The organism is uncultured Cellulomonas sp., assembly GCF_947494015.1.
Taxonomy (GTDB): Bacteria; Actinomycetota; Actinomycetes; order Actinomycetales; family Cellulomonadaceae; genus Pengzhenrongella.
Genome location: NZ_CANLTL010000003.1, coordinates 186432 through 206104, shown reverse-complemented (window position 1 = coordinate 206104; position 19673 = coordinate 186432). Strand labels below are relative to the sequence as shown.

Here is a 19673-nt window from a genome sequence, read left to right as displayed (position 1 = left end):
GGCGGTCACCCTAGGCGCGCGGTCCCCGGTCCCGGGCGCGGGCCGACGTCGACGTCGACCCCGTCCCCGTCGTCGCTGCCGCCGCCGTCGTCGACCCCGCCGCCGTCGTCGACCCCGTCGCCCCCGGCGCGGTCGTCGCCGGTGGGCGGTCGCCGTGACCCGACGCGTCCCACCGGCTGGGCCACCACACCCGGCGCCCGACGTCGTGCACGAGGGCCGGCACCAGCAGGCTGCGCACGACGAGGGTGTCCACGAGCACGCCGAACGCCACGATGAACGCGAGCTGGGCCAGGAACAGCAGCGGGATGACCGCGAGGGCGGCGAAGGTGGCCGCGAGCACGACCCCGGCGGACGTGATGACGCCTCCGGTGACCGCGAGCCCGCGCAGGGCCCCGGGCCGGGTCCCCCAGACCCCGGCCTCCTCGCGCACCCGCGTCATGAGGAAGATCGAGTAGTCGACGCCGAGCGCGATGAGGAAGGTGAACGCGTACAGCGGCACGGTCGGGTCGGCGCCCGGGAACCCGAGCACGGACGTGAACACGACCGCCGAGACCCCCAGCGCCGCGGCGAAGGACAGCACGTTGGCGGCCATCAGCAGCACGGCGATCAGGACCGAGCGCAGCAGCAGCATGAGGATGACCAGGATCACGCCGAGGACCAGCGGCACGATCACCCGCAGGTCACGCTCGGCCGCCCGCTGGGTGTCGAGCGTCTCGGCCGCGGCGCCCCCCACCAGCGCGTCCGGCGACACGGCGTGCACCGCGTCGCGCAGGTCCGCGACGGTGGCGACAGCGGTGGTCGTGTCGGCCGCCGCCTCGGTCGCGACGTCGACCCGCACGGTGCCGTCCACCACGACCGGCGGCAGCTGCGCGGCGCCCGCGGTCGGCGGGCCCCCGGCGGGCGCACCGGCCGCGTCACCGGTGTACGGGGTGGCGTCCACGACGCCGTCGACGGCGGTGGCGGCGTCGACCACGGCGTCGACGTCGTCCTCGGGCACGATGACGATCGCGGGCTGGACGGCACCCGCCGGGAAGTGCTCGGCGAGCACGTCCTGGCCCTCGACGGCGTCCACCTCGGTGAGGAAGACGTCGGCCTCGTCGGTGCCGCTCGCCTGGAACGTCGGCACGAACGCGGCGCCCGCGGCGAGGACGACGGCGGTCGTGACCCAGACCGCCCGCGGCCGGCGGCCGATCGCCCGCGCGAGCCGTCCCCACAGGCCGCGCAGGACGACGTCGGTGGGCACCGTGGTCGCGTCCACGTCGCTGGCGGCGGGGTCGAAACGGGGGCGGTTCGGCCAGAACAGCGCCCGCGACCGCCGACCGGCCACCAGCAGCAGCGCCGGCAGGAAGGTGAGCGCGGCGAGGAAGGCGCAGACGATGCCGATGGCGGCGACCGGTCCGAGGCTCTTGTTCGAGCCCAGGTCGGACAGGCTCAGGCACAGCACGCCGACCACGACCGTGCCCGCGCTCGCGCCGATCGGCTCGATCGTCGCCCTCAGCGCCCGGCCCATGGCCGTGAACGTGCTCGGGGTGTGCCGCAGCTCCTCGCGGTAGCGGGCCACGAGGAGCAGCGCGTAGTCCACCGACGCCCCGACCACGAGGATCGACAGGATGCCCTGCGTCTGACCGTTGAGCGTCAGCGTCCCGTTCGCGGCCAGCGTGTACACGACGAGCGCGGCGGCCGACAGCGCGAACAGCGAGGTGCCGATGACGACCAGCGGCAGGAACGGGGACCGGTAGACGATCACGAGGATGAGCAGCACCGCACCGAGGGCGACCAGCAGCAGGACCAGGTCGATCCCGCCGAAGGCGGACACGAGGTCGGCGACGAAGCCCGCCGGCCCGGTCACCCACGCCTGCAGGCCGGCCTCGCCCGCCGACGTCGCCGTCGCGCCGAGATCGGCGTCGAGCGCGGCCCGCAGCGTGGTGACGACCGACTCCACGACCCCGGAGTCGTCGGCGAGGACCACCTCCGCCGCCGCGCCGTCGACGGACAGCACGAGCAGGACGGCCGCACCGTCCTCGGCCGGGATCGCGACCGGCTCGGCGAGCAGGACGTCGCCGACGGTCGCCGGATCCCCGTCCCCCGGGTCCGCTCCCGCGAGCTGGAGCTCGCCGACGCCCGCGGCGAAGTCCTGCACCGCGGCCAGCTGCTGCGGCGTGACGGCGTCCTGGCTCTCGGGGCGCAGGACCACCAGGGCGGGCAAGGCCTCGGTCGAGCTGAAGGCGCGGGCCGCCTCACCCGCACGGGTGGACTCCGCGGTGGCGGGCAGGAAGGCCGCCGCGTCGTTGGTCTGGACCTGGGACAGCCGGCCCTGCGCGGGCCCGCCCAGCGCGGCTACGGTGAGCCAGACCCCGAGGGCCGCGATGACGAGCACGGCCCGGACGAGCGACGACCCACGAATACTCAGCATGCTGAGTATCGTGGGGCCTCACGCCGCTCCCGGGCAAGACGGAAGGACGCCGAGCGTGCCGCAGGACCCCTCCCGGTGGCCGACCGGTCGCCTCCTGTCGAGCGCCGCCCGGCGCGTCGAGCGGGAGTTCAACGCCCACCTGGACGCGTGGGACCTCAACCACGCGAGCATGCCGGTGCTGGTCTACCTGTCCGCGCAGGACCACTCGCAGCGCGAGCTCGCCGCCGCCACCGGCGTCACCGAGCAGACCATGAGCCGGATCCTGGCGCGCATGGAGCGGCTGGAGTACGTCTCGCGCAAGCCCCACCCCCAGGACCGCCGGCGGCACGTGATCTCGATGACCCCGGCCGGCGCCGACGTGCTGCGCGTGGCGGTCGACCGCGAGCGCTCCGAGGCGATGGTCACCCGCGGGCTGGACGCGGAGCAGGTGCGGCTGCTGCGCGAGCTGCTGCTGGCGGTGATCGCCGCCCACCCGGAGCCGGCCGACGACCACCCCGAGACCACCGACCCGCCGGGACTATCGTGATCGGCGTGCGTTTCGTCGAGCTGGACCTCGGTGCCCGTCACGTCCCCTACGCCGAGGCGTGGGACCTGCAGCGGACCGTCCACGGCGAGGTCGCGGACGGCACCCGCGAGGACACGGTGCTGCTGTGCGAGCACGAGCCCGTCTACACCGCCGGGCGCCGCACGGCGTCCTGGGACCGTCCGGCCGACGGCACGCCGGTGGTCGACGTCGACCGCGGCGGCAAGATCACCTGGCACGGCCCGGGTCAGCTGGTCGGCTACCCGATCGTGCGGCTCGGGGAGCCCGTGGACGTCGTCGCGTACGTCCGTGCGCTGGAGCAGGCGCTGATCGACGTGTGCGCCGGCCTGGACCTGGTCGCCACCCGGGTCGAGGGGCGCAGCGGCGTGTGGTTCCCGGGCGACGAGGGTCGGCGGGACCGCAAGGTGGCCGCGATCGGCGTCCGGGTCGCCCGCGGCGTGACCATGCACGGCTTCGCGCTGAACTGCGAGCCCGACCTCACCGAGTTCTCCCGGATCATCCCGTGCGGGCTGCCCGACGCCGACGTCACGTCCCTGTCCGCGGAGACGGGGCGCCGGGTGACCATCGCCGACGTGCTTCCGGCGGTGCGCCGTCACCTCGCCACCGCGCTCGTCCCGCGCCTGGCGGCACCGCGACCGGCGGCCTGAGCGCCCTCCGTCGGCCGCCGCGCCGCTGGGGCGGCCTCGACCGGCGCCCGGACCGGACGGGCGCGCCGCCGCGGGTGTGGCCGAGCACACCCGCGGCGAGGCGCCCCGCACAGGGCGCCGCCGGGGGGCTGACGTAGTGTTGCCACGTGACGATCGCACCCGAGGGACGACGCATGCTCCGGGTCGAGGCCCGCAACGCCGCGACTCCCATCGAGAAGAAGCCCGAGTGGATCAAGACCCGGGCGACCATGGGCCCGGAGTACTCCGAGCTCAAGGGCCTGGTGAAGCGCGAGGGCCTGCACACGGTGTGCGAGGAGGCGGGCTGCCCCAACATCTTCGAGTGCTGGGAGGACCGCGAGGCGACCTTCCTCATCGGCGGCGACCAGTGCACGCGTCGCTGCGACTTCTGCCAGATCGACACCGGCAAGCCCGCCGACTTCGACGCCGACGAGCCGCGCCGCGTCGCCGAGTCGGTGCAGGCCATGGGCCTGAAGTACGCGACGGTCACCGGTGTGGCCCGCGACGACCTGCCCGACGGCGGCGCGTGGCTGTACGCCGAGACCGTCCGCCAGATCCACGCGCTGAACCCGGGTACCGGCGTCGAGCTGCTCATCCCCGACTTCAACGCGACGCCGCACCTGATCGCCGAGGTGTTCGACTCCCGGCCGGAGGTGCTCGCGCACAACCTCGAGACCGTCCCGCGAATCTTCAAGCAGATCCGCCCCGGCTTCCGCTACGAGCGCTCCCTGTCGGTGCTGACCGCCGCGCGCGAGGCCGGTCTGGTGACCAAGTCCAACCTCATCCTCGGCATGGGCGAGACCCTCGACGAGGCCAAGGCCGCGCTGGTCGACCTGCACGACGCCGGCTGCGACCTCATCACGATCACCCAGTACCTGCGCCCGTCGGTCCGGCACCACCCGGTGGACCGGTGGGTCAAGCCCGAGGAGTTCGTCGAGCTCTCGGACGAGGCCGAGCGCATCGGGTTCCTCGGCGTGATGTCCGGCCCGCTGGTGCGGTCCTCCTACCGGGCCGGCCGGCTCTGGGGTCAGGCCATGCGCCGCCGCGGCCAGGAGATCCCCGCCGCGCTCGCGCACCTGGGCGAGGCGCGGTCGGCGCGCCAGGAGGCCGCGAGCCTGCTCGCCCGCTGACCGGCGGCGGGACCACGGCCGACGTCGGTCGCCGGGCCCCGGACGCCTGCCGGGTCCCTCGGGCCCGGGCGCCCCACGGCCCGCACTAGACTCCTGCCCCATGGCCCGTGCGAGCAGCTCAGGGGCGGGCGCGACCGCCGTCAAGCCCCCGAAGCAGAAGAAGACCCGCTGGTACCACCAGGTGTGGCAGGCGTACCAGATGACCCGCAAGCAGGACCCTGCGGTCACCTGGATCATGCTCGGCGCCGCCGTGGCGATCATCGCCGTCGCGGTGCTCATCGGCCTGGCGTGGGGCCACCCGGTGTACACCCTGCTGCTCGGCGTGCCGTTCGCACTGCTGGCGGCCATGTTCGTCCTCGCCCGCCGCGCCGAGTCCGCTGCCTACGGGCAGATCGAAGGCCAGGCCGGCGCCTCACGGGCCGCGCTGGGCACCATCCGGCGCGGCTGGAACTTCCCGGACGAGCCCGTCGCCGTCGACCCCCGCACCCAGGACCTCGTGTTCCGGGGCGTCGGCCGGCCGGGCGTCGTCCTGGTCGGGGAGGGTCCGGCGCCGCGCATCGCGCGCCTGCTCGAGGCGGAGCGCAAGCGCACGGCCCGGGTCCTGCCGAACGTGCCCATCACGCTGATCCAGTGCGGCACCGGCGAGGGCCAGGTGCCGCTGAAGAAGCTCCCCCGCACGGTGCAGAAGCTCAAGCCGACGCTGACCAAGCAGGAGGTCTCCGAGGTCATCAAGCGGCTGACCGCGCTCGGCGGCCCCCGGCTGCCCGTGCCCAAGGGCGTCGACCCGATGCGCGCCCGTCCGGACCGCAAGGGCATGCGGGGCCGCTGACCCTCGCGCCGGGCGCCCGGAGCGCGTGGCTCCCGGCGGCTACGCGGGCTCAGCGGGCTCAGCGGGCTCAGCGGCGCACGATGACCGTGCCGGCGCCGCGGTCGTGCAGCCCGCGACCGTCGGCGTCCCACACGACGGCCGGGACGACCAGGCACAGCAGCACCGTGCGGACGGCAGCCCGCCCGAGGCCCGGTGGCGGCACGGCGGCCCGCGCACGACCGGCCGCGCCCCGCGCCGTGGCCAGGTCCCGGACCGCGATGCCGACCAGCCGGTGACCGACCGTGGTGCCCGTGGTCCCCACGAGCAGGACGTTCTCGGCCGCGAACACGGCCAGGGTCGCCATGGGGGCGGCCTCGAAGAAGGCCGCCGAGATCAGCAGGCACAGCGTCCAGTCCACCGCGAGCGCGACGAGGCGCCGTCCCAGCGCGGCGCGCGCGCCGGGGCCCGCGGCCGGCAGTCCGAGACCGTCGGCGGCTCCGGGGTCGGCGGGACGACCGCCCTCCAACCAGGAGCCCATGTCCTCGCGCGCTGCCACGCTCGGTAGCCTAGCCACCACCGCGCCCGGGCACCGCCGGCGCGTAACACGACGGAAACACCCGGTACACGGCAGGGAAACCCTCCCCTCCTAGCCTCTCGTGAGCGCCTGTACCGGGCACACCCAACCGAGGAGCAGCGGATGTTCAGCAATGCCGAGGAAGTCCTGGCCTACATCAGGGACGAGGACGTCAAGTTCGTCGACGTCCGTTTCTGCGACCTGCCGGGGACGATGCAGCACTTCAACGTGCCGGCCCAGTCCCTCGACGCCGACTTCTTCACGGACGGCCAGATGTTCGACGGGTCGTCGATCCGCGGCTTCCAGGCGATCCACGAGTCGGACATGAAGCTGATCCCGGACCTGGCCACGGCGTACGTCGACCCGTTCCGGACGCAGAAGACGCTCAACATCAACTTCCACATCGTGGACCCGTACACCGACGAGCCGTACAGCCGCGACCCGCGTCAGGTCGCCGCGAAGGCCGAGGCGTACCTGCGCTCGACCGGCATCGCGGACACCGCGTTCTTCGCCCCCGAGGCCGAGTTCTACATCTTCGACGACGTGCGCTTCGAGACGAAGCCCAACGGCGCCTCCTACTTCCTCGACTCGATCGAGGGCGCCTGGAACACCAACCGGGTCGAGGAGGGCGGCAACCTCGGGCACAAGACCCCCTACAAGGGCGGCTACTTCCCGGTCCCCCCGGTCGACCACTTCGCCGACCTGCGCGACCTCATCTGCCTCGAGCTGGACGCGCTGGGCCTGCAGGTCGAGCGCTCGCACCACGAGGTCGGCACCGGCGGCCAGGCCGAGATCAACTACCGCTTCGACGAGCTCGGCAAGTCCGCCGACAAGGTCCAGCTCTTCAAGTACGTCGTGAAGAACGTCGCGCACCAGGCCGGCCGCACGGCGACCTTCATGCCGAAGCCGCTGTTCGGCGACAACGGGTCCGGCATGCACGTGCACCAGTCGCTGTGGAAGGACGGCAAGCCGCTGTTCTTCGACGAGAAGGGCTACGGCGGCCTGTCCGACATGGCGCGCTGGTACATCGGCGGGCTGCTCAAGCACGCCCCGTCGCTGCTCGCGTTCACCAACCCGACGGTCAACTCCTACCACCGCCTGGTGCCGGGCTTCGAGGCGCCGGTGAACCTGGTGTACTCGGCCCGCAACCGCTCCGCGTGCATCCGCATCCCGGTCACCGGCTCGAACCCGAAGGCCAAGCGCATCGAGTTCCGTGTGCCGGACCCGTCGTCGAACCCGTACCTGGCGTTCGCGGCCATGCTGATGGCCGGCCTGGACGGCATCCAGAACCGCATCGAGCCGCCGGAGCCGGTCGACAAGGACCTGTACGAGCTGCCTCCCGAGGAGCACGCGCAGATCCAGCAGGTCCCCGGCACGCTCGCCGAGGTGCTGGACAACCTCGAGGCGGACCACGACTACCTCACGGCCGGCGGGGTCTTCACCCCCGACCTGATCCAGACGTGGATCGACTACAAGCGCAGCCACGAGGTCGACCCGATCCGGCTGCGGCCGCACCCGCACGAGTTCGAGCTGTACTACGACTGCTGATCGTCGCGCGCCTGTGACCTGGGCTGACGCTCGGATCGCCGACCGCTAGTCCGCAGGGAGTCCACACGCGCCGCCATCGCTGCCCCGACGGCGGCGCGTGTGGACTCTTCTGTGTCCGGCCACAGGTGGGCGTGGTGTCGAGGGTCGTCTTGCCCAGGCGTGTCGGCAGTCCGCCTGGACGACCGTGACGTCGGCGCCCGAGGCGCCGGCAGCGAGGCGTAGAAGTGCCTCGGCTCGTGGAACCGGAACCTCTCGGCCGCGCTCTGGAACGGGCATCGACGTGCGCGGGCCTGTGCTCGCTTTCGCGCGAGCTGCTCGGCCGTTCCGTCCAGCAGGACCGTCGACACACCTGCCGGGGCCGGCATGTCTCCTACGTCGTCGCCGAACTCGCCGACCATGAACGCGACCTCGTCCGCGGATGCACCAACGCCGGCCGGGCAGCCGCCCGAGCACGCGGCCGTACCGCGAGTTTTCTCGTCCAGCTCTCGGCCGCCCTTGTCCGCGGAGCCGGCCGCATGCACGAGCGGAACGACACGACCGTCGCCCTGAGCGGCGACGTGCTCGGCGGCCGCCGCGCCACCACCTCCGGCGCTCATGATCGTCCGCCCACCTCGCGCGCCCCGCGGCCGACGATCGGCTGCATCGATGCTGACATCCGACGACGCGGACGAGCCGAGCCCGCCGATCGCCCCGGAGTGGCGGGAGCAGCGCCCGCACGCGGGTCGTGGTGCTCGCGCGTCCTCCCGGTCTTCGTGGGGCGCGCCGGTCAGCACGCCCACGTCTCGAAGGCGACAGCAGGTCGAGCCGAAGCTGCGCGGCACCGCCATGTCGACGAGGCCGATCTGGTCGGCATGTTCGGCCGCCTGTCGTTCCCGCAGACGGGACGCACATCTCGACCCCGGCTGAAGCCGTCACAGGACCGGCGACCAAGTCGAGGGCGGCGCGCGTCGTGGACACGGAGGAGCAAGATGGCGCGGCGATGTCCGCTCCGGCGCAAGACGCACCCTCGAGCGGAGAGGGGTCGACCAGCGCGCAGTCTTCGTAGCCGCGCGCTCGACTCAATCGAGTGCCGGGTGACAGCGGCGTGTCACTCCGGTGACATCGGAGTCGCGGCACCGATCTCAGGTGGGTTCTCGCCGCGCCGTGGAGCAGTCTGGGAGCTCTCGCCCATGTCGATGCGCGTTCAGCACCGTGGCATGCAGGCGGCGGCGCCGCGCCGTGGTCCGAGGAGGAGGGTGCTATGAGCCGTCTGCCGCGAGTGGTCGTCTCCCTTGTGGTGTCCGTCGCGCTGGCGGGATGCGGCATGGGGCCACAGCCGTCGCCCGTCGCGATCGACGTCCGAGTACCCGCTGCACCCGACGCCGCGTCGGTGCCGGACGGTCCCTACTCGGTCGGGGTCTTCCTCCTGCACGGCGACCGTCTCCACGAGGTCCGTCGGGCGGCCCCGAGCCGGTCGATCACTACCGCGGTCGAGTTGCTCACCGTCGGCCCGTCGGATCGGGAGTCCCGAGCCGGACTACGGACCGCGGTGGCGCCGGGGTCGGTCACTGTGGTCGGCGTCGATCCGATCACCGATCTCGTCGTGGTCGGGGTGACGGCGGACTTCGTCGCCACGACGGGCACCAACCAGCTGCTGGCCGTGGCGCAGGTGGTGTGGACGGCCACCGAGTCCCCCGCCGTCCAGCTGGTCCGCCTCACCCGCGACGGCGACCTCATCGACGTGCCGACCGACGAGGGCCTCACCCAGGGCCCGGTGGGTCGCGCCGACTTCCGGACGGTCGCTCCGCGTCCCGAGCGGGCGGACGACGTGATTCCCCGGGTTCAGTGCCGGATCGCCGTGCCGTGCGTGATGTGACCACCCGCGCGGCGGGCACCCGTCCCGTGACACCACCCGCCGCAGCAGGGCCCGGAACCGTGCGGACCGGGCGCCCGCGGTCGGGCCACCAACCGGCCCGCGCCACCATCGCGAGCCGCCTCCGCCCCGATGGACCTGGAGGTCCCTGCCTGTGCCTGACTCCAGCAACGATCTGCACATACCCCTGGGCTCCGACGAGCTCGTTGTCCGCCAACGCTACGAGGTCGTCAGCATCGTCAACGACATCCTCGTCGCCCTCTGGTTCATCGCCGGCAGCATCCTGTTCTTCTCCGAATCGACGACGACCCTCGGCACATGGTTCTTCCTCGCCGGCAGCATCGAGCTGCTGATGAGGCCGGTCATCCGACTGACACGCAAGGTGCACCTGAACCGGCGGCACGGATCCGGCCTGGACAGCGGCGGAGAGTACTGACGCACGGGCGGACCCGGTGCTCGCATCGAGCAATCCGACACCTTCGGCGACGCGCCGGCAATACCGCGGTGAACAGGAGCACACCGGTCGCGTTCGGGCGGTGTCGGACGACGCCTGCTACGGAGCGCGCCTCGTCGGGAGCACGGCCTCGATCTGCAATGGGGGGCACCTCAATGATCCAACTGAGACCACGGTTCCGACTGTGTTAGCCGGTAGAGGTAGGCGAGGGCAGGGATGACGAGCACCCCTGCGAGTGTCACCGTCACGAGGAGGGCCTGCAGCGTGGCCGTCGCCCCGGCGGCCTGAGCGATGGTGACCTCGTCGACCAGCATCCAGGGATGCTGACCGACTCCCCAGCCTGACACGACCGCAGCCACCGCAACCACCCCGGCGACCCGCGCCACGGCGAACGTGCGGCGCGCCAGGAGTGCCAGCGCCGTGGCCCCCGCCAGTGCCGACGCCACCACCAGTGGAGCGCCCTGCGTACGGAGGCCCTGGGCGAGCGTCGGCGCGTCGCTGGGCAGGATGAACAGCGCACCAAGGACGACGGTCCCGGAGGCGAGCCCGACGCCGATCGTGCGTGCGCGGATCCGGTCGGCCAGGGTGGGGCGTCGGGCGCGGGTCGCATCGGCGCAGAGGAAGGTGCCCGCGAGGAAGGCACACGCGCCGACCGCGATGACCCCGCCGACCACCGACGTCGGGTTCAGCCACGAGGACACCAGGTCGCCGTTGCCCTCCGCGGGCACCCGCCCCGACGCGATCGCCCCAGCCACGGCACCGAGGAAGAACGGCGTCACGACCGAGGACGTCGCGAACCCGAAAGGGCGGGCCTTGGCCGAGCGTCGCGGCGTACTCGCGGAAGGCGAAGCTCGCCCCCCTCAGCACGATGCCCAGCAGTGCGAGCAGCATCGGCACGATCAGCGTGGACATCGCCGCTGCGAACGACCGGGGAAAGCCCGTCCACCACGTGACAAGGATGTAGATCAACCAGACGTGGTGGGACTCCCACACCGGGCCGATGCTGTGGTCGACCAACGTCCGTACGTCGGCGCCACGCCGGGCCCCGCCGGCGGTCAGGTCGAAGAACCCTGACCCGAGATCTGCTCCCCCGAAGACGGCGTAGACCACAATGCCCAGGAAGAGCGCGGCAGCGACTGCCGTCTCGAGGGTCACCGGGGCACGTCCTGCTGCTGGGGCGCGTACGGGCTGGCGAGGTCGTGCTCGCCGGCCCGCCACCGACGGGTCATCGACCGCAGCACGAACACGGCCCCGATGGTCATGAGGGTGTACACGACCACGGTCCCGCCGAGCAGCCACCAGAGGCTCGGGTAGTCACCGGCCGCCTCCGCCGTTCGCATCACGCCGTAGACGAACCAAGGCTGCCGGCCGACCTCGGTGGCGATCCACCCGGCTTCCATGGCGATCACCGCCAGCACCCCGCTGGTCGCCATGAACCGCAGGAATCAGGGGTGGTCGACGACGTCGACGCCGCGCCAGCGGGCGACCCAGTACGCCACCACGGCAAAGAGCGAGAAGCGTGCCGACGGCGATCATCGTCTGGAAGGCCCAATGGGTGATGTTGACCGGCGGCAGGGTGTCCACCGAAAACGCCTCCAGTCCGAGCGCCGGCTCCGTGAGCGAGTTGCGGGCGATGATCGACCCCAGGTACGGGCTGTCGATCGCCCACCGCACCTCGCCGTCGATGAGGAGGCCCCCGAGCCGCAGCGGCGACGGGCTCTCGGTCTCCACCGCGAGCTCGAAGGCCGCCAACTTCTCCGGTTGCCACTCGGCCAGCCGACCGCCGAGCAAGTGACAGACCACTGGCTGGATCAACGCCGCGGCGCTGGCGAGGGCGACCTGGAAGCCGCGGCGGTGGCGACGATCCCGGCGGCCGCGCAGCATGCCGACCGCGTGGCCGCCGGCGATGGTGAAACTCACGACCATGTACGCCGCGAGCCACATGTGGGCGAACTGCCAGAAGGCTGCAGGGCTGAACAACACGGCCCAGGTTTGGACGTCGGTCACCTCGCGATCGACGAGGCGGAAGCCGACCGGCACGTTCATCCAGGCGTTGCAGTCCCCAGAGGGCCAGCTCTGACTTCTCCGTTGAGGACTTCCGTTCGCCTGCTATCGGAACCGACGGTGGAGCTGACGTGACTCGAGCCCCTCGCCTCCCGGCTCGGCCAGGCGAGCCTCCGGTGCTGAGTCCCCCCGTGAGACCCTTGAGGCTGGACGCGCCGTTGCCCTGGCCGACCTGGCTGCGTAGTCCATAGGTAGACGACTGCCTCGCGGCTGCCGTGCAGGAGGGGACTCGGTCAACCAACTGCTGCCTGCGTGTGGCGGCGGTGGTGCCGTCGGGCGGGTGTGATGGTGTTCGAGGGTGTTGCACTGCCGGGGGTCGCCTCAGTGGGCCCCTTCCGAGGTCCGGCGGGAGGGCTCAGGTCGCGGCGACGGGGGCGGCGGGCGAGGAACCTCGGGCGTCGCCTCATACGCAAACGACGGCACACCCGACGGAGTCAGCGGTTGCGTCGCGGGAGCGGAAGGACGAACCACAGGAAGATCGCTGCTCCCCCGACGACGGCCGCGAGGACGGTACCGATCGTGGTTGGGAGAGGTCGCCGCTAGGCGGGACACTGTTCGTCTGGAACACCAACCGGCCCACCACGAAGACCGAGGAGCCAACGGCCACAGCCAGAGGCATCATCCCGACGACGGCGACCCGAACCCCGAGCTTGATGCGCGGGCCTCGGTCGTGTCGGGGCGTGAGGCGGTTGTAGGCGGCAGGCGCCAGGAGAACAACCGTCGCCAGCCCGACACTGACCAGCGCCAGGGCGAAGATCTGCGTCCCGACAGCGTCGAGCTCGTCGAAGCGCGCACTGAACGGGACGGTCAGCAGGAAGGCGAACAGAACCTGTGCGCCTGGGAAGACAGTACGGAGCTCCTCGAGGAGCTCGCGGTAGCGGCGCCGTTGTTCGTCGGGGTGGCCGTCGACGTCATCTGTTTCCGCCATGGGAAGCATCGTTCCAGCAGCGCATCGCACCGCCCCGGGTTCCGTAGGCACTCTGTCCGCCATCACGTGCGGGCGGGCCCCGCGCTGGACCGGCCGAGGATCGGCTGCGCACGAAGAGAAGTGTGCGATCTCGGTGCACTTCACCGAATCGCGTGACGACTGCCAAGGCAGCAGCGGAGTAGTGCAGCCGAGTCGTTCCGTGGCCTGCCGACCAGGACCGACCGCGCCGCCGCCCGGTGGCTCCGCGTGCACCGCGGTGCCACCGGGCGGTTCGGGGCGGAGGTGACGTCACTCGGTAGCGGCGACCTCCTCGACCGTGTCGGCGACCAGGACGAGTTCGCCCTCGTAGTCGGTGTAGAGCTCGTCCTCGAGGTCGACCCCGTAGTCCTCCTCGATCTCGGTGATGCTCAGCTGGCGCACGGTGCCCTGGACGGCGACCTCGTCGCCGGGCTCGACGGATGCCTGCTCGGCGTCCAGCACGACGACCTCCCAGCCGGCGCCCGCGAGGCGGAAGGCGACGGTGCTGACCAGCTCGTACACCTCGCCCTCGACCGTCACGTCCTCGCCCGCCAACGTGGCGACCTCCTCGGCGACGATGACGGCCTCACCGTCCAAGTCCTCCCACAGGTCGTCGTCCAGGTCGATCCCGTACTCCTCCTCGAAGTCCACGACGACGAACTCCGCGACGGTGCCGGTGACCTGCAGGACGGTGTCGCTGTCCATGAGCGACTCGGGGTCCTCCATGCCCATGCCGGTGAAGTCACCGGTCGTGCTGATGACCGGAGCGCCCTCCTCGAACAGGCCGCCGCCCGCGCCGAGCCAGAAGCCGGCTGGGTCGATCGTCTCGGTGATCTCTCCGCTGACGGTGACCGTCTCGCCGATGAGGTCACCGCCCTCGTCCATGTCGCCGGGCTCGGCCTCGGCGACGTCCTCGACGTCCGTGCCCTGCTCAGGTCCGGCGCTGTCGTCGCTGCAGCCGGCCAGTCCGATGGCCGCAGCCAGCGCGATCGGGACGGCGAGTGTCTTGGTGCGGATGCTGCGCATGGTCGTTCCTCTCGTTCCGGCCAGGTCGGCCGAGCGGATGGGACACACCACGGTGCGCATCGGTCAGGGTCGGATGCCTGCTGGGACCGAGCACATTGCCCGATTGTTACCTGCTCGTGACTTGCCCAGGGGGAACTGTGACCTGGCACACCAGCGACGCCGTCTGATCCCGACACGGCGGTGCTCGTGGGTCCGTCGCCGGGCCGGTCGCCCGTCGGGGCCGCGACGCCGGACACTGCGACGACCCCGCCGACGACCCCGGCGGCCAGTGCGCCGACCGTGACCGCGACGACGATGACGACGGGCTGGACGCGCACCGCGCGGGCCATGACCCGGGCCGGAGAAGGTGACCCTCGACCTACCCGGTGGGGCGATGCCGATCCTGACGACGAGTGCGCTGACGGATCAGTGCGCGACGAGCGCAAGACCATCGCGGCCGGTGCGCCGACGAGGGATCAACGCCCCGTTGAAGACGGGCACGGCCAGGGGACGGATGAGCACGCCCAGGACCAGCAGAAGGACCACCGGAAGCACCTCGTCGATCGGCACGACGGCGACGACCCCTGCGGTGTGTCCGGAGAACGCCGACCATGGAGCACCCGACGCCGTGAGCCACCACCGGCTCCATCCGCCTGCCCCCGGCCTCGCTACATGGACGTGTACCCGGATACGCCCACGGCCAGGGCGACCCCCGTCCGGACGGGATCGGTGGCGAACACGAGCACCGCCTCACGGCGGCTGTCGGGTGGCACGTACGACACCGTGGTGGCCGCCGACTCCACCAGGGTGCCGTCGTGCGTGATCGCGCCGGTGATGCGGGCGCTCTCGGCCGTCCGGCCACCCGTGTTCTCCACCACGACGGACGTCACGTAGCCGCCTTCGGCCTCGTGGACCTCGCCGACGGTCACCTCGAGGCGGGCGGGACCGTCCCAGGTCACGGCCTGGTGCGCCAGCACGGAGACCATGGCGGCGACCAACAGGGCTCCGAGTGCCCCGATCACCCACTCCCCCGGCGATGTCGATGGTGGCGACTGGTCGTCCCGGGTGCGGTCGTCGTCGGTCATGGACGCACTCCTCTCACAGGATGAGCCGGGCTGCCGCGGCGCCGATGCTGGCCGGTAGGGCCAGGACGACCGTCTTCATCAGCACGGCGCCGAGCCCCATGCCGTCGAACCGGCCGAACGACCACAGCAGGTAGGCGCTGACGGCGCACGCCAGGACGTACCCCACGACGGTGTAGAGCAGGAACACCCGCCCGAAGCCGCGGCCCGAGGAGCCGCCCTTGAAGTCGACGGCGTAGACGAACACGTGCATGAGGACGAGCTCGAGCCCCACCAGCCCGAGCGTGCGCACCGGCTCCATCCGTCCGGCCAGCAGGACGATCTCCTCGGTCGGGGCGACGTTGGCGGCGAACACCGTCGCGCCGGCTGCCATGAGGAACAGCTCGCGGCGGTAGCCGTCCCCGCGACGGCGATGCCCCTGCGAGCCCAGCTGGGATCGGGCGAAGGAGGCCCCGATCGTCGCCGGCAGGCCGCACAGGGCGACGACCGCCACCGTCTCCTCCATGGTGCTGATGGGCGTGAGCACGGCGAGCAGTGCGAGGACCACGGCCGCAGCCGCGACGCCGGCGGCCAACGCGATGGCCGTGTCGACAACCGAGGCGAGGGGACGGGCGCCCTCGTCCCCGCGCAGCCCGAGGTGCCGTTCCAGCACGTAGGTGAGCACCACGGTCAGCAGGCACAGCAGCACGAGGCGTCCCCGGCCCATCCCGGCGCCGAGCTGCCACATCTCCATCGTCATGAACAGCGGCAGGGCGAACAGCAACGCACCACCGAACGCCCGCCCCAGGCCCCTGGCCAGGTGACTGGAGGCGGAATCGCTCACCGTGCTCCTTCTGCTGCTCGCTCAGCGGGGAATCGGGGACGGGCGGCGACTCGCCACGTCGACTCGTCAGCACCGTCGCGTCGAGGTGACGTGCCTGCCGCCCCGGGTCCATGTCCGTCCTCGCTCGTGGCCCGGTACCCGCACGCGCGCGTCACCAGGTCGCGGATCTCAGCGTTGACGAGCTCGGGGTGGGTCAGGTTGACCATGTGACCGGCACCGGGCACCCGGACCAGGCGGGACCGTGCACCGAGAGCCTCGGCTATGCGTTCGCTATGGCTCGCCGGGATCGTCGCGTCGTCGGTTCCGGTGAGCACCAGGCACGGCACCTGAGCCAGGAGCTGCAGGGCGGCACGGCGATGGTGCTCGAGCAGTGAGGGGTAGAACGCAGCGGTGACCGAGCGAGGCGTCGAGTCCCACATGTCGACCACGCGATCCAGCTCCGCTGGTGTCGGCGGTCGGCGTCCGAAGAGATGTCGTCGCAACCACCGGCGTCCCCAGCGGTGACGAAACGGGTGCACGGCGTCCACCAGCGGCGCCAGCACCCAGTCCACGACGAAGAGGGCACGGGCCGCGCCCGCACGGACCAGTGCCCGCGCCACGGCGTCCGGCAGCCGGCTGTCGGCGAGGTGCCCCGCCGAGGTGGACAGCAGCGCCACGGCAACCACCGTGGACCGTAGGAGGTCGGCGCGCTGGCAGGCCATGGCCATGACAGCCATGCCACCCATGGAGTGCGCGACCAGCACCACGTCACCTGCCGACCGCTCCACCACGTCCGCCAGGTCCCGACCGAGGCGAGCCACGCTGGCCGACCCGCGGCCGGCCCACCCGCTGCGGCCATGGCCACGGTGGTCGAACGAGACCACCCGGTGGTCACGCGCCAGCTCTGCGCGCTGGTGGATGAACTCGTCCGACCGTGCCCCGAAGCCGTGCACCAGGACGATCGTCGTGCGCGCCGCCTGCGGGCCACAGACTTCGGTGTGCAGCAGGACGCCGTCATCGGTACGTACACCGGGGAGCGAACCCGCACGATCACCCACCAGACGACGGCGGTGCAGTGATCGCACCGCCGCGGCGCCGACCAGCGCGGACGCGACGGCCACCAGTCGCGGGTGGCTGCAGGTCCTCCTCTCCGAGGTCCGGGATCCGGGGGCGCCTGGACTCTGGGCCACAGTGAAGTCCTCCTGGGCGTATTGGGAACGATCCGCCAGTGTTCCCCCCGACCTCGCCCGGCGCCACGCCGGCGGGCGGACACCCTCCGGCACCGACCGCCCCCGGCGGCCTCGGCGCAGCCGTCCCGCCGGCTGGAGATGCGGGCGCCGCGGGGAGGGACGAGCCTCGTAGGACGAGCCGACCGTGAGAAGGCGAGGAAGCGTCATGGGAACCAACCGTCCACCGATGGATCCGAAGTCCTCCGAGGCGACCGCCGACCAGCTCGAGCTGGCGGTGGCACAAGGCCAGGCCTACCGGCGCGCCCTGGACCACATGGCCCACGACGTCGCCGACGACGGCGGCGCGCAGACGGCCGGGGACTACCTCGTCGGGTACGCCATCGAGAAGGCCGAAGGCATGTATCACCCGGGGGACGGCGACCTCGTCTGGCGCAACCCGGACGAGGAGAACCTGCACGTCGAGATTGCCGTCTGCGACGCCGCCGACGGCCGTTTCATACCCGGTCTCGAGGTCACCGCGACGCTCGTCACGCCGAGCGGCGAGCAGCTCGGACCCCACCCGCAGGTGCTGGTGTGGCACCCCATGCTCTACCACTACGCCCGTAACTGGACCCTTCCCGAGGACGGGGTATATGAGCTGCGAGTGCATGTCGAGCCGCCGACATTCCCGCGACACGACGAGATCAACGGTCGCCGCTTCGCCGAACCCGTCGACGTGACGTTCACCGGCGTGCAGGTCGAGCGCGGCGCCGAGCCGGTGAGGCCGCCGAAGTGATCGCCGGCGGCATCGAGCACACGGTCGGGGGCAGTGCTCGACTGATCAATCCACGCGCACCAGCGACGAGAGGTGGTACGCCATGACCACACGTGCAGGCTCGACCCGAGGCCGCCTGCGTCGGCCGACCGTCCTCCAGTGGCTCGCTCTGATCGTGGCTGAGGGGCTGGCATGGCTCATCCCTGTGGTCGCCGACGGATATGCGAACTGGGCCGGTACGCCGTGGATCATCGCAGCCCTCATGGTCCTGGTCCTGGCGGGCTGGCTGCTCACGTTGCGATCCCCCGACGACTCCCGGTGGGATGGCGGCGGCGACGCGCAGCCATCCTCCTTGGCCAATCACGACCGCGCGACGAGCGCCGGCACCGCTGAAGGCCGGGAGACGCTGCGCGGCCGGACAGGGGGCGATGGTCGCTGACGGAACCTTCACGCCCACCCGACCGGGCTCGCCGCGCGAGCAGCAGCAGACCTGCCCAGCACACGACGTGCCGCGGCGCGATCGCTGCGCCGCCCGGCCGGCCCGACACGACGACCAGTAGGAAACCAAGGAGCAGGCGATGTCCACGACGGACCACGATCAGGAACACCACGACGGCAGCGACTCGGGACACGCGAAAAGCCATATGAAGGCGATGTATCTGAAGTTCGCGGCGATGATTCTGACCGCGATGTTCGTCATGTACTGGGTGATGTTCGCCGGCTCGTGGGCCTGGGGTCACGTCCGGTTCAGCGAGAGCCGGGTGTTCATGGCCATCACCATGGGCGGAACCATGGGGCTGATCATGCTCGCCTGGATGCTGAACATGTACAAGAGCACCAAGGGCAACATCGTCATCGTGGTCGCCAGCCTTCTGCTCCTCACTGGTGGCATCGCGCTGGACCGCAGTCAGGTCACCGTCGAGGACACCGGGTTCATGCAGGCGATGATTCCCCACCACTCCCTCGCCATCACCCGGTCCGAGCGGGCGCACATGGACGACGTCCGGGTCTGCCAGCTGGCGGTGGAGATCATCGAGGCCCAGGACCGCGAGATCGACGAGATGGATTGGCTCATCCACGACATCGAGGAGAACGGCATCGCCGAGACTCTGGACGCCGCCGAGGACAGGCCCGTGCCGAACTTCAAGGGCACAGCGCTGCGCGACTGCGCCGGGGAGTGACGCGGCCTGGCCCAGGCGACCAGGGAAGCGACGGGTCGGCCACGCTCGCGCATCACCGGCTCCTGCCGGTCGAGGGTGCAGGGGTCAGCGCGTCGTGTCGGCCCGGACGTCCTCGGCCAGCGCCTCGACCCGGACCGGGCGGCGCCGTGCCACCTGATGGGGGCTGCGGACCAGTGGTGCGGGCGCTGCGGCTGCGAGGTGACCACCCGCGACACGGTGGTGCGGCGGTCCGGCGCACGAGCCGCTGGGCTGACGGCCGACGGCGCTGCCAGCCTGGCCGCTGGCCCGGCCCAGCGCGCCGTGGCGGATGCTCGCGCACACCACCCGGGCCTGGGTCACCTGCGGTGACAGCCGTCGCCGTCGGGCACGGCGCCCGGGACGACGGACGGCGGGCCCCCTCCGCGTGGAGGGGACCCGCCGTCCTGTCGCGGTGCGGCGTCGCGCCGTCGCCGGGTGCGGTCAGAGACGCACGCGGCGGGGGTTGCCGACCGAGGTGAGGACCGTCTCCTCGCGCTCGGCGTCGGTGGTGGGCTGGTCCGTGGCGATGATGTCCATGGTCTCTCGCTTCCGCTCGTGCCCGGTGGGGCAGCCTGTGTGAGACCGGCCGCGACGTGGTGCGGGGCACTCGCTCGGCCGTGTCCCGATTGTCCGTGTCGTCCGG

Annotated in this window: 22 protein-coding genes and 2 pseudogenes; 12 read left to right on the top strand and 12 right to left on the bottom strand. The window is 71.9% G+C overall.

Features of this window, described 5'->3' with window-relative positions:
• Positions 1-10: 10 nt before the first annotated feature.
• Positions 11-2413 carry an MMPL family transporter gene (locus tag Q0840_RS04625; RefSeq protein WP_298456901.1) on the bottom strand — a complete coding sequence of 801 codons (2403 nt, stop codon included), beginning with the start codon at positions 2411-2413 and terminating at the stop codon, positions 11-13.
• A 55-nt stretch (positions 2414-2468) separates the two neighbouring features.
• On the opposite strand from Q0840_RS04625, the gene Q0840_RS04620 reads away from it, so the two are divergent.
• From Q0840_RS04620 to Q0840_RS04605, 4 genes are all read left to right on the top strand, one after another.
• Positions 2469-2939 (top strand): MarR family winged helix-turn-helix transcriptional regulator, encoded by a 471-nt coding sequence (locus Q0840_RS04620; RefSeq protein ID WP_298456899.1) that lies wholly within the window; start codon positions 2469-2471, stop codon positions 2937-2939.
• A 5-nt stretch (positions 2940-2944) separates the two neighbouring features.
• A complete protein-coding gene (gene lipB / locus Q0840_RS04615; RefSeq protein WP_298456897.1) occupies positions 2945-3604 on the top strand; it encodes a lipoyl(octanoyl) transferase LipB in 660 nt (219 codons plus the stop codon).
• 146 nt (positions 3605-3750) lie between these two features.
• Positions 3751-4752, top strand: a complete 1002-nt coding sequence (gene lipA, locus Q0840_RS04610; RefSeq protein ID WP_298456896.1) for a lipoyl synthase — start codon at positions 3751-3753, stop codon at positions 4750-4752.
• A 100-nt stretch (positions 4753-4852) separates the two neighbouring features.
• Positions 4853-5581: a DUF4191 domain-containing protein gene (locus Q0840_RS04605; protein WP_298456894.1), complete on the top strand. Its 729-nt coding sequence runs from the start codon at positions 4853-4855 to the stop codon at positions 5579-5581.
• Between the two features lie 67 nt (positions 5582-5648).
• On the opposite strand, the gene Q0840_RS04600 is transcribed toward Q0840_RS04605, so the two are convergent.
• Entirely contained in the window at positions 5649-6116 is a 468-nt protein-coding gene (locus Q0840_RS04600; RefSeq protein ID WP_298456893.1) for an RDD family protein, read from the bottom strand.
• 141 nt (positions 6117-6257) lie between these two features.
• Between Q0840_RS04600 and glnA the strand changes: the two genes are divergently transcribed.
• From glnA to Q0840_RS04585, 3 genes are all read left to right on the top strand, one after another.
• Positions 6258-7682, top strand: a complete 1425-nt coding sequence (gene glnA / locus Q0840_RS04595) for a type I glutamate--ammonia ligase (RefSeq protein ID WP_298456891.1) — start codon at positions 6258-6260, stop codon at positions 7680-7682.
• 1240 nt (positions 7683-8922) lie between these two features.
• Positions 8923-9537 carry a GerMN domain-containing protein gene (locus Q0840_RS04590; RefSeq protein ID WP_298456890.1) on the top strand — a complete coding sequence of 205 codons (615 nt, stop codon included), beginning with the start codon at positions 8923-8925 and terminating at the stop codon, positions 9535-9537.
• A 151-nt stretch (positions 9538-9688) separates the two neighbouring features.
• The gene (locus tag Q0840_RS04585; protein WP_298456889.1) at positions 9689-9970 is read left to right on the top strand and encodes a YrhK family protein; all 282 of its coding nucleotides are present in this window, start codon (positions 9689-9691) and stop codon (positions 9968-9970) included.
• Between the two features lie 170 nt (positions 9971-10140).
• On the opposite strand, the gene Q0840_RS04580 is transcribed toward Q0840_RS04585, so the two are convergent.
• The 10 genes and pseudogenes from Q0840_RS04580 to Q0840_RS04540 all read right to left on the bottom strand — a co-directional run bounded on the left by Q0840_RS04580 (position 10141) and on the right by Q0840_RS04540 (position 16840).
• Positions 10141-10767: a cytochrome d ubiquinol oxidase subunit II gene (locus Q0840_RS04580; RefSeq protein WP_298456888.1), complete on the bottom strand. Its 627-nt coding sequence runs from the start codon at positions 10765-10767 to the stop codon at positions 10141-10143.
• Between the two features lie 106 nt (positions 10768-10873).
• Positions 10874-11098, bottom strand: a pseudogene (locus Q0840_RS19050) (cytochrome d ubiquinol oxidase subunit II); the annotation flags it as partial.
• Positions 11099-11139: 41 nt separating this feature from the next.
• Positions 11140-11388, bottom strand: a complete 249-nt coding sequence (locus Q0840_RS04575; RefSeq protein ID WP_298456887.1) for a cytochrome ubiquinol oxidase subunit I — start codon at positions 11386-11388, stop codon at positions 11140-11142.
• A complete protein-coding gene (locus tag Q0840_RS04570; protein WP_298456886.1) occupies positions 11303-12034 on the bottom strand; it encodes a cytochrome ubiquinol oxidase subunit I in 732 nt (243 codons plus the stop codon). Before Q0840_RS04570 ends, Q0840_RS04575 begins: the two co-directional genes overlap by 86 nt.
• Before the next feature lie 421 nt (positions 12035-12455).
• Positions 12456-12980 carry a DUF6328 family protein gene (locus Q0840_RS04565; protein WP_298456884.1) on the bottom strand — a complete coding sequence of 175 codons (525 nt, stop codon included), beginning with the start codon at positions 12978-12980 and terminating at the stop codon, positions 12456-12458.
• A gap of 288 nt (positions 12981-13268) precedes the next feature.
• The gene (locus tag Q0840_RS04560; protein WP_298456882.1) at positions 13269-14024 is read right to left on the bottom strand and encodes a hypothetical protein; all 756 of its coding nucleotides are present in this window, start codon (positions 14022-14024) and stop codon (positions 13269-13271) included.
• A 405-nt stretch (positions 14025-14429) separates the two neighbouring features.
• Positions 14430-14573, bottom strand: coding sequence for a hypothetical protein (locus tag Q0840_RS04555; protein WP_298456880.1), 144 nt, complete (start codon positions 14571-14573; stop codon positions 14430-14432).
• Positions 14574-14671: 98 nt separating this feature from the next.
• Complete coding sequence (locus tag Q0840_RS04550) at positions 14672-15088, bottom strand: hypothetical protein (protein ID WP_298456878.1); 417 nt, start codon at positions 15086-15088, stop codon at positions 14672-14674.
• Positions 15089-15101: 13 nt separating this feature from the next.
• Positions 15102-15908, bottom strand: coding sequence for a TIGR02587 family membrane protein (locus tag Q0840_RS04545; RefSeq protein WP_298456876.1), 807 nt, complete (start codon positions 15906-15908; stop codon positions 15102-15104).
• A complete protein-coding gene (locus Q0840_RS04540) occupies positions 15905-16840 on the bottom strand; it encodes an alpha/beta fold hydrolase (protein ID WP_298457224.1) in 936 nt (311 codons plus the stop codon). Before Q0840_RS04540 ends, Q0840_RS04545 begins: the two co-directional genes overlap by 4 nt.
• Here Q0840_RS04540 and Q0840_RS04535 point away from each other — a divergent pair.
• The 5 genes and pseudogenes from Q0840_RS04535 to Q0840_RS04515 form a co-directional block, all read left to right on the top strand.
• Positions 16745-16966 (top strand): hypothetical protein, encoded by a 222-nt coding sequence (locus tag Q0840_RS04535; protein WP_298457261.1) that lies wholly within the window; start codon positions 16745-16747, stop codon positions 16964-16966. The genes Q0840_RS04540 and Q0840_RS04535 overlap by 96 nt on opposite strands.
• Before the next feature lie 337 nt (positions 16967-17303).
• A complete protein-coding gene (locus tag Q0840_RS04530) occupies positions 17304-17852 on the top strand; it encodes an iron transporter (RefSeq protein ID WP_298456874.1) in 549 nt (182 codons plus the stop codon).
• Positions 17853-17934: 82 nt separating this feature from the next.
• Complete coding sequence (locus Q0840_RS04525; protein WP_298456872.1) at positions 17935-18270, top strand: hypothetical protein; 336 nt, start codon at positions 17935-17937, stop codon at positions 18268-18270.
• A gap of 205 nt (positions 18271-18475) precedes the next feature.
• Complete coding sequence (locus tag Q0840_RS04520; protein WP_298456870.1) at positions 18476-19012, top strand: DUF305 domain-containing protein; 537 nt, start codon at positions 18476-18478, stop codon at positions 19010-19012.
• 51 nt (positions 19013-19063) lie between these two features.
• A pseudogene (locus Q0840_RS04515) lies at positions 19064-19262 on the top strand (ISL3 family transposase); the annotation flags it as partial.
• Between the last annotated feature and the right edge of the window lie 411 nt (positions 19263-19673).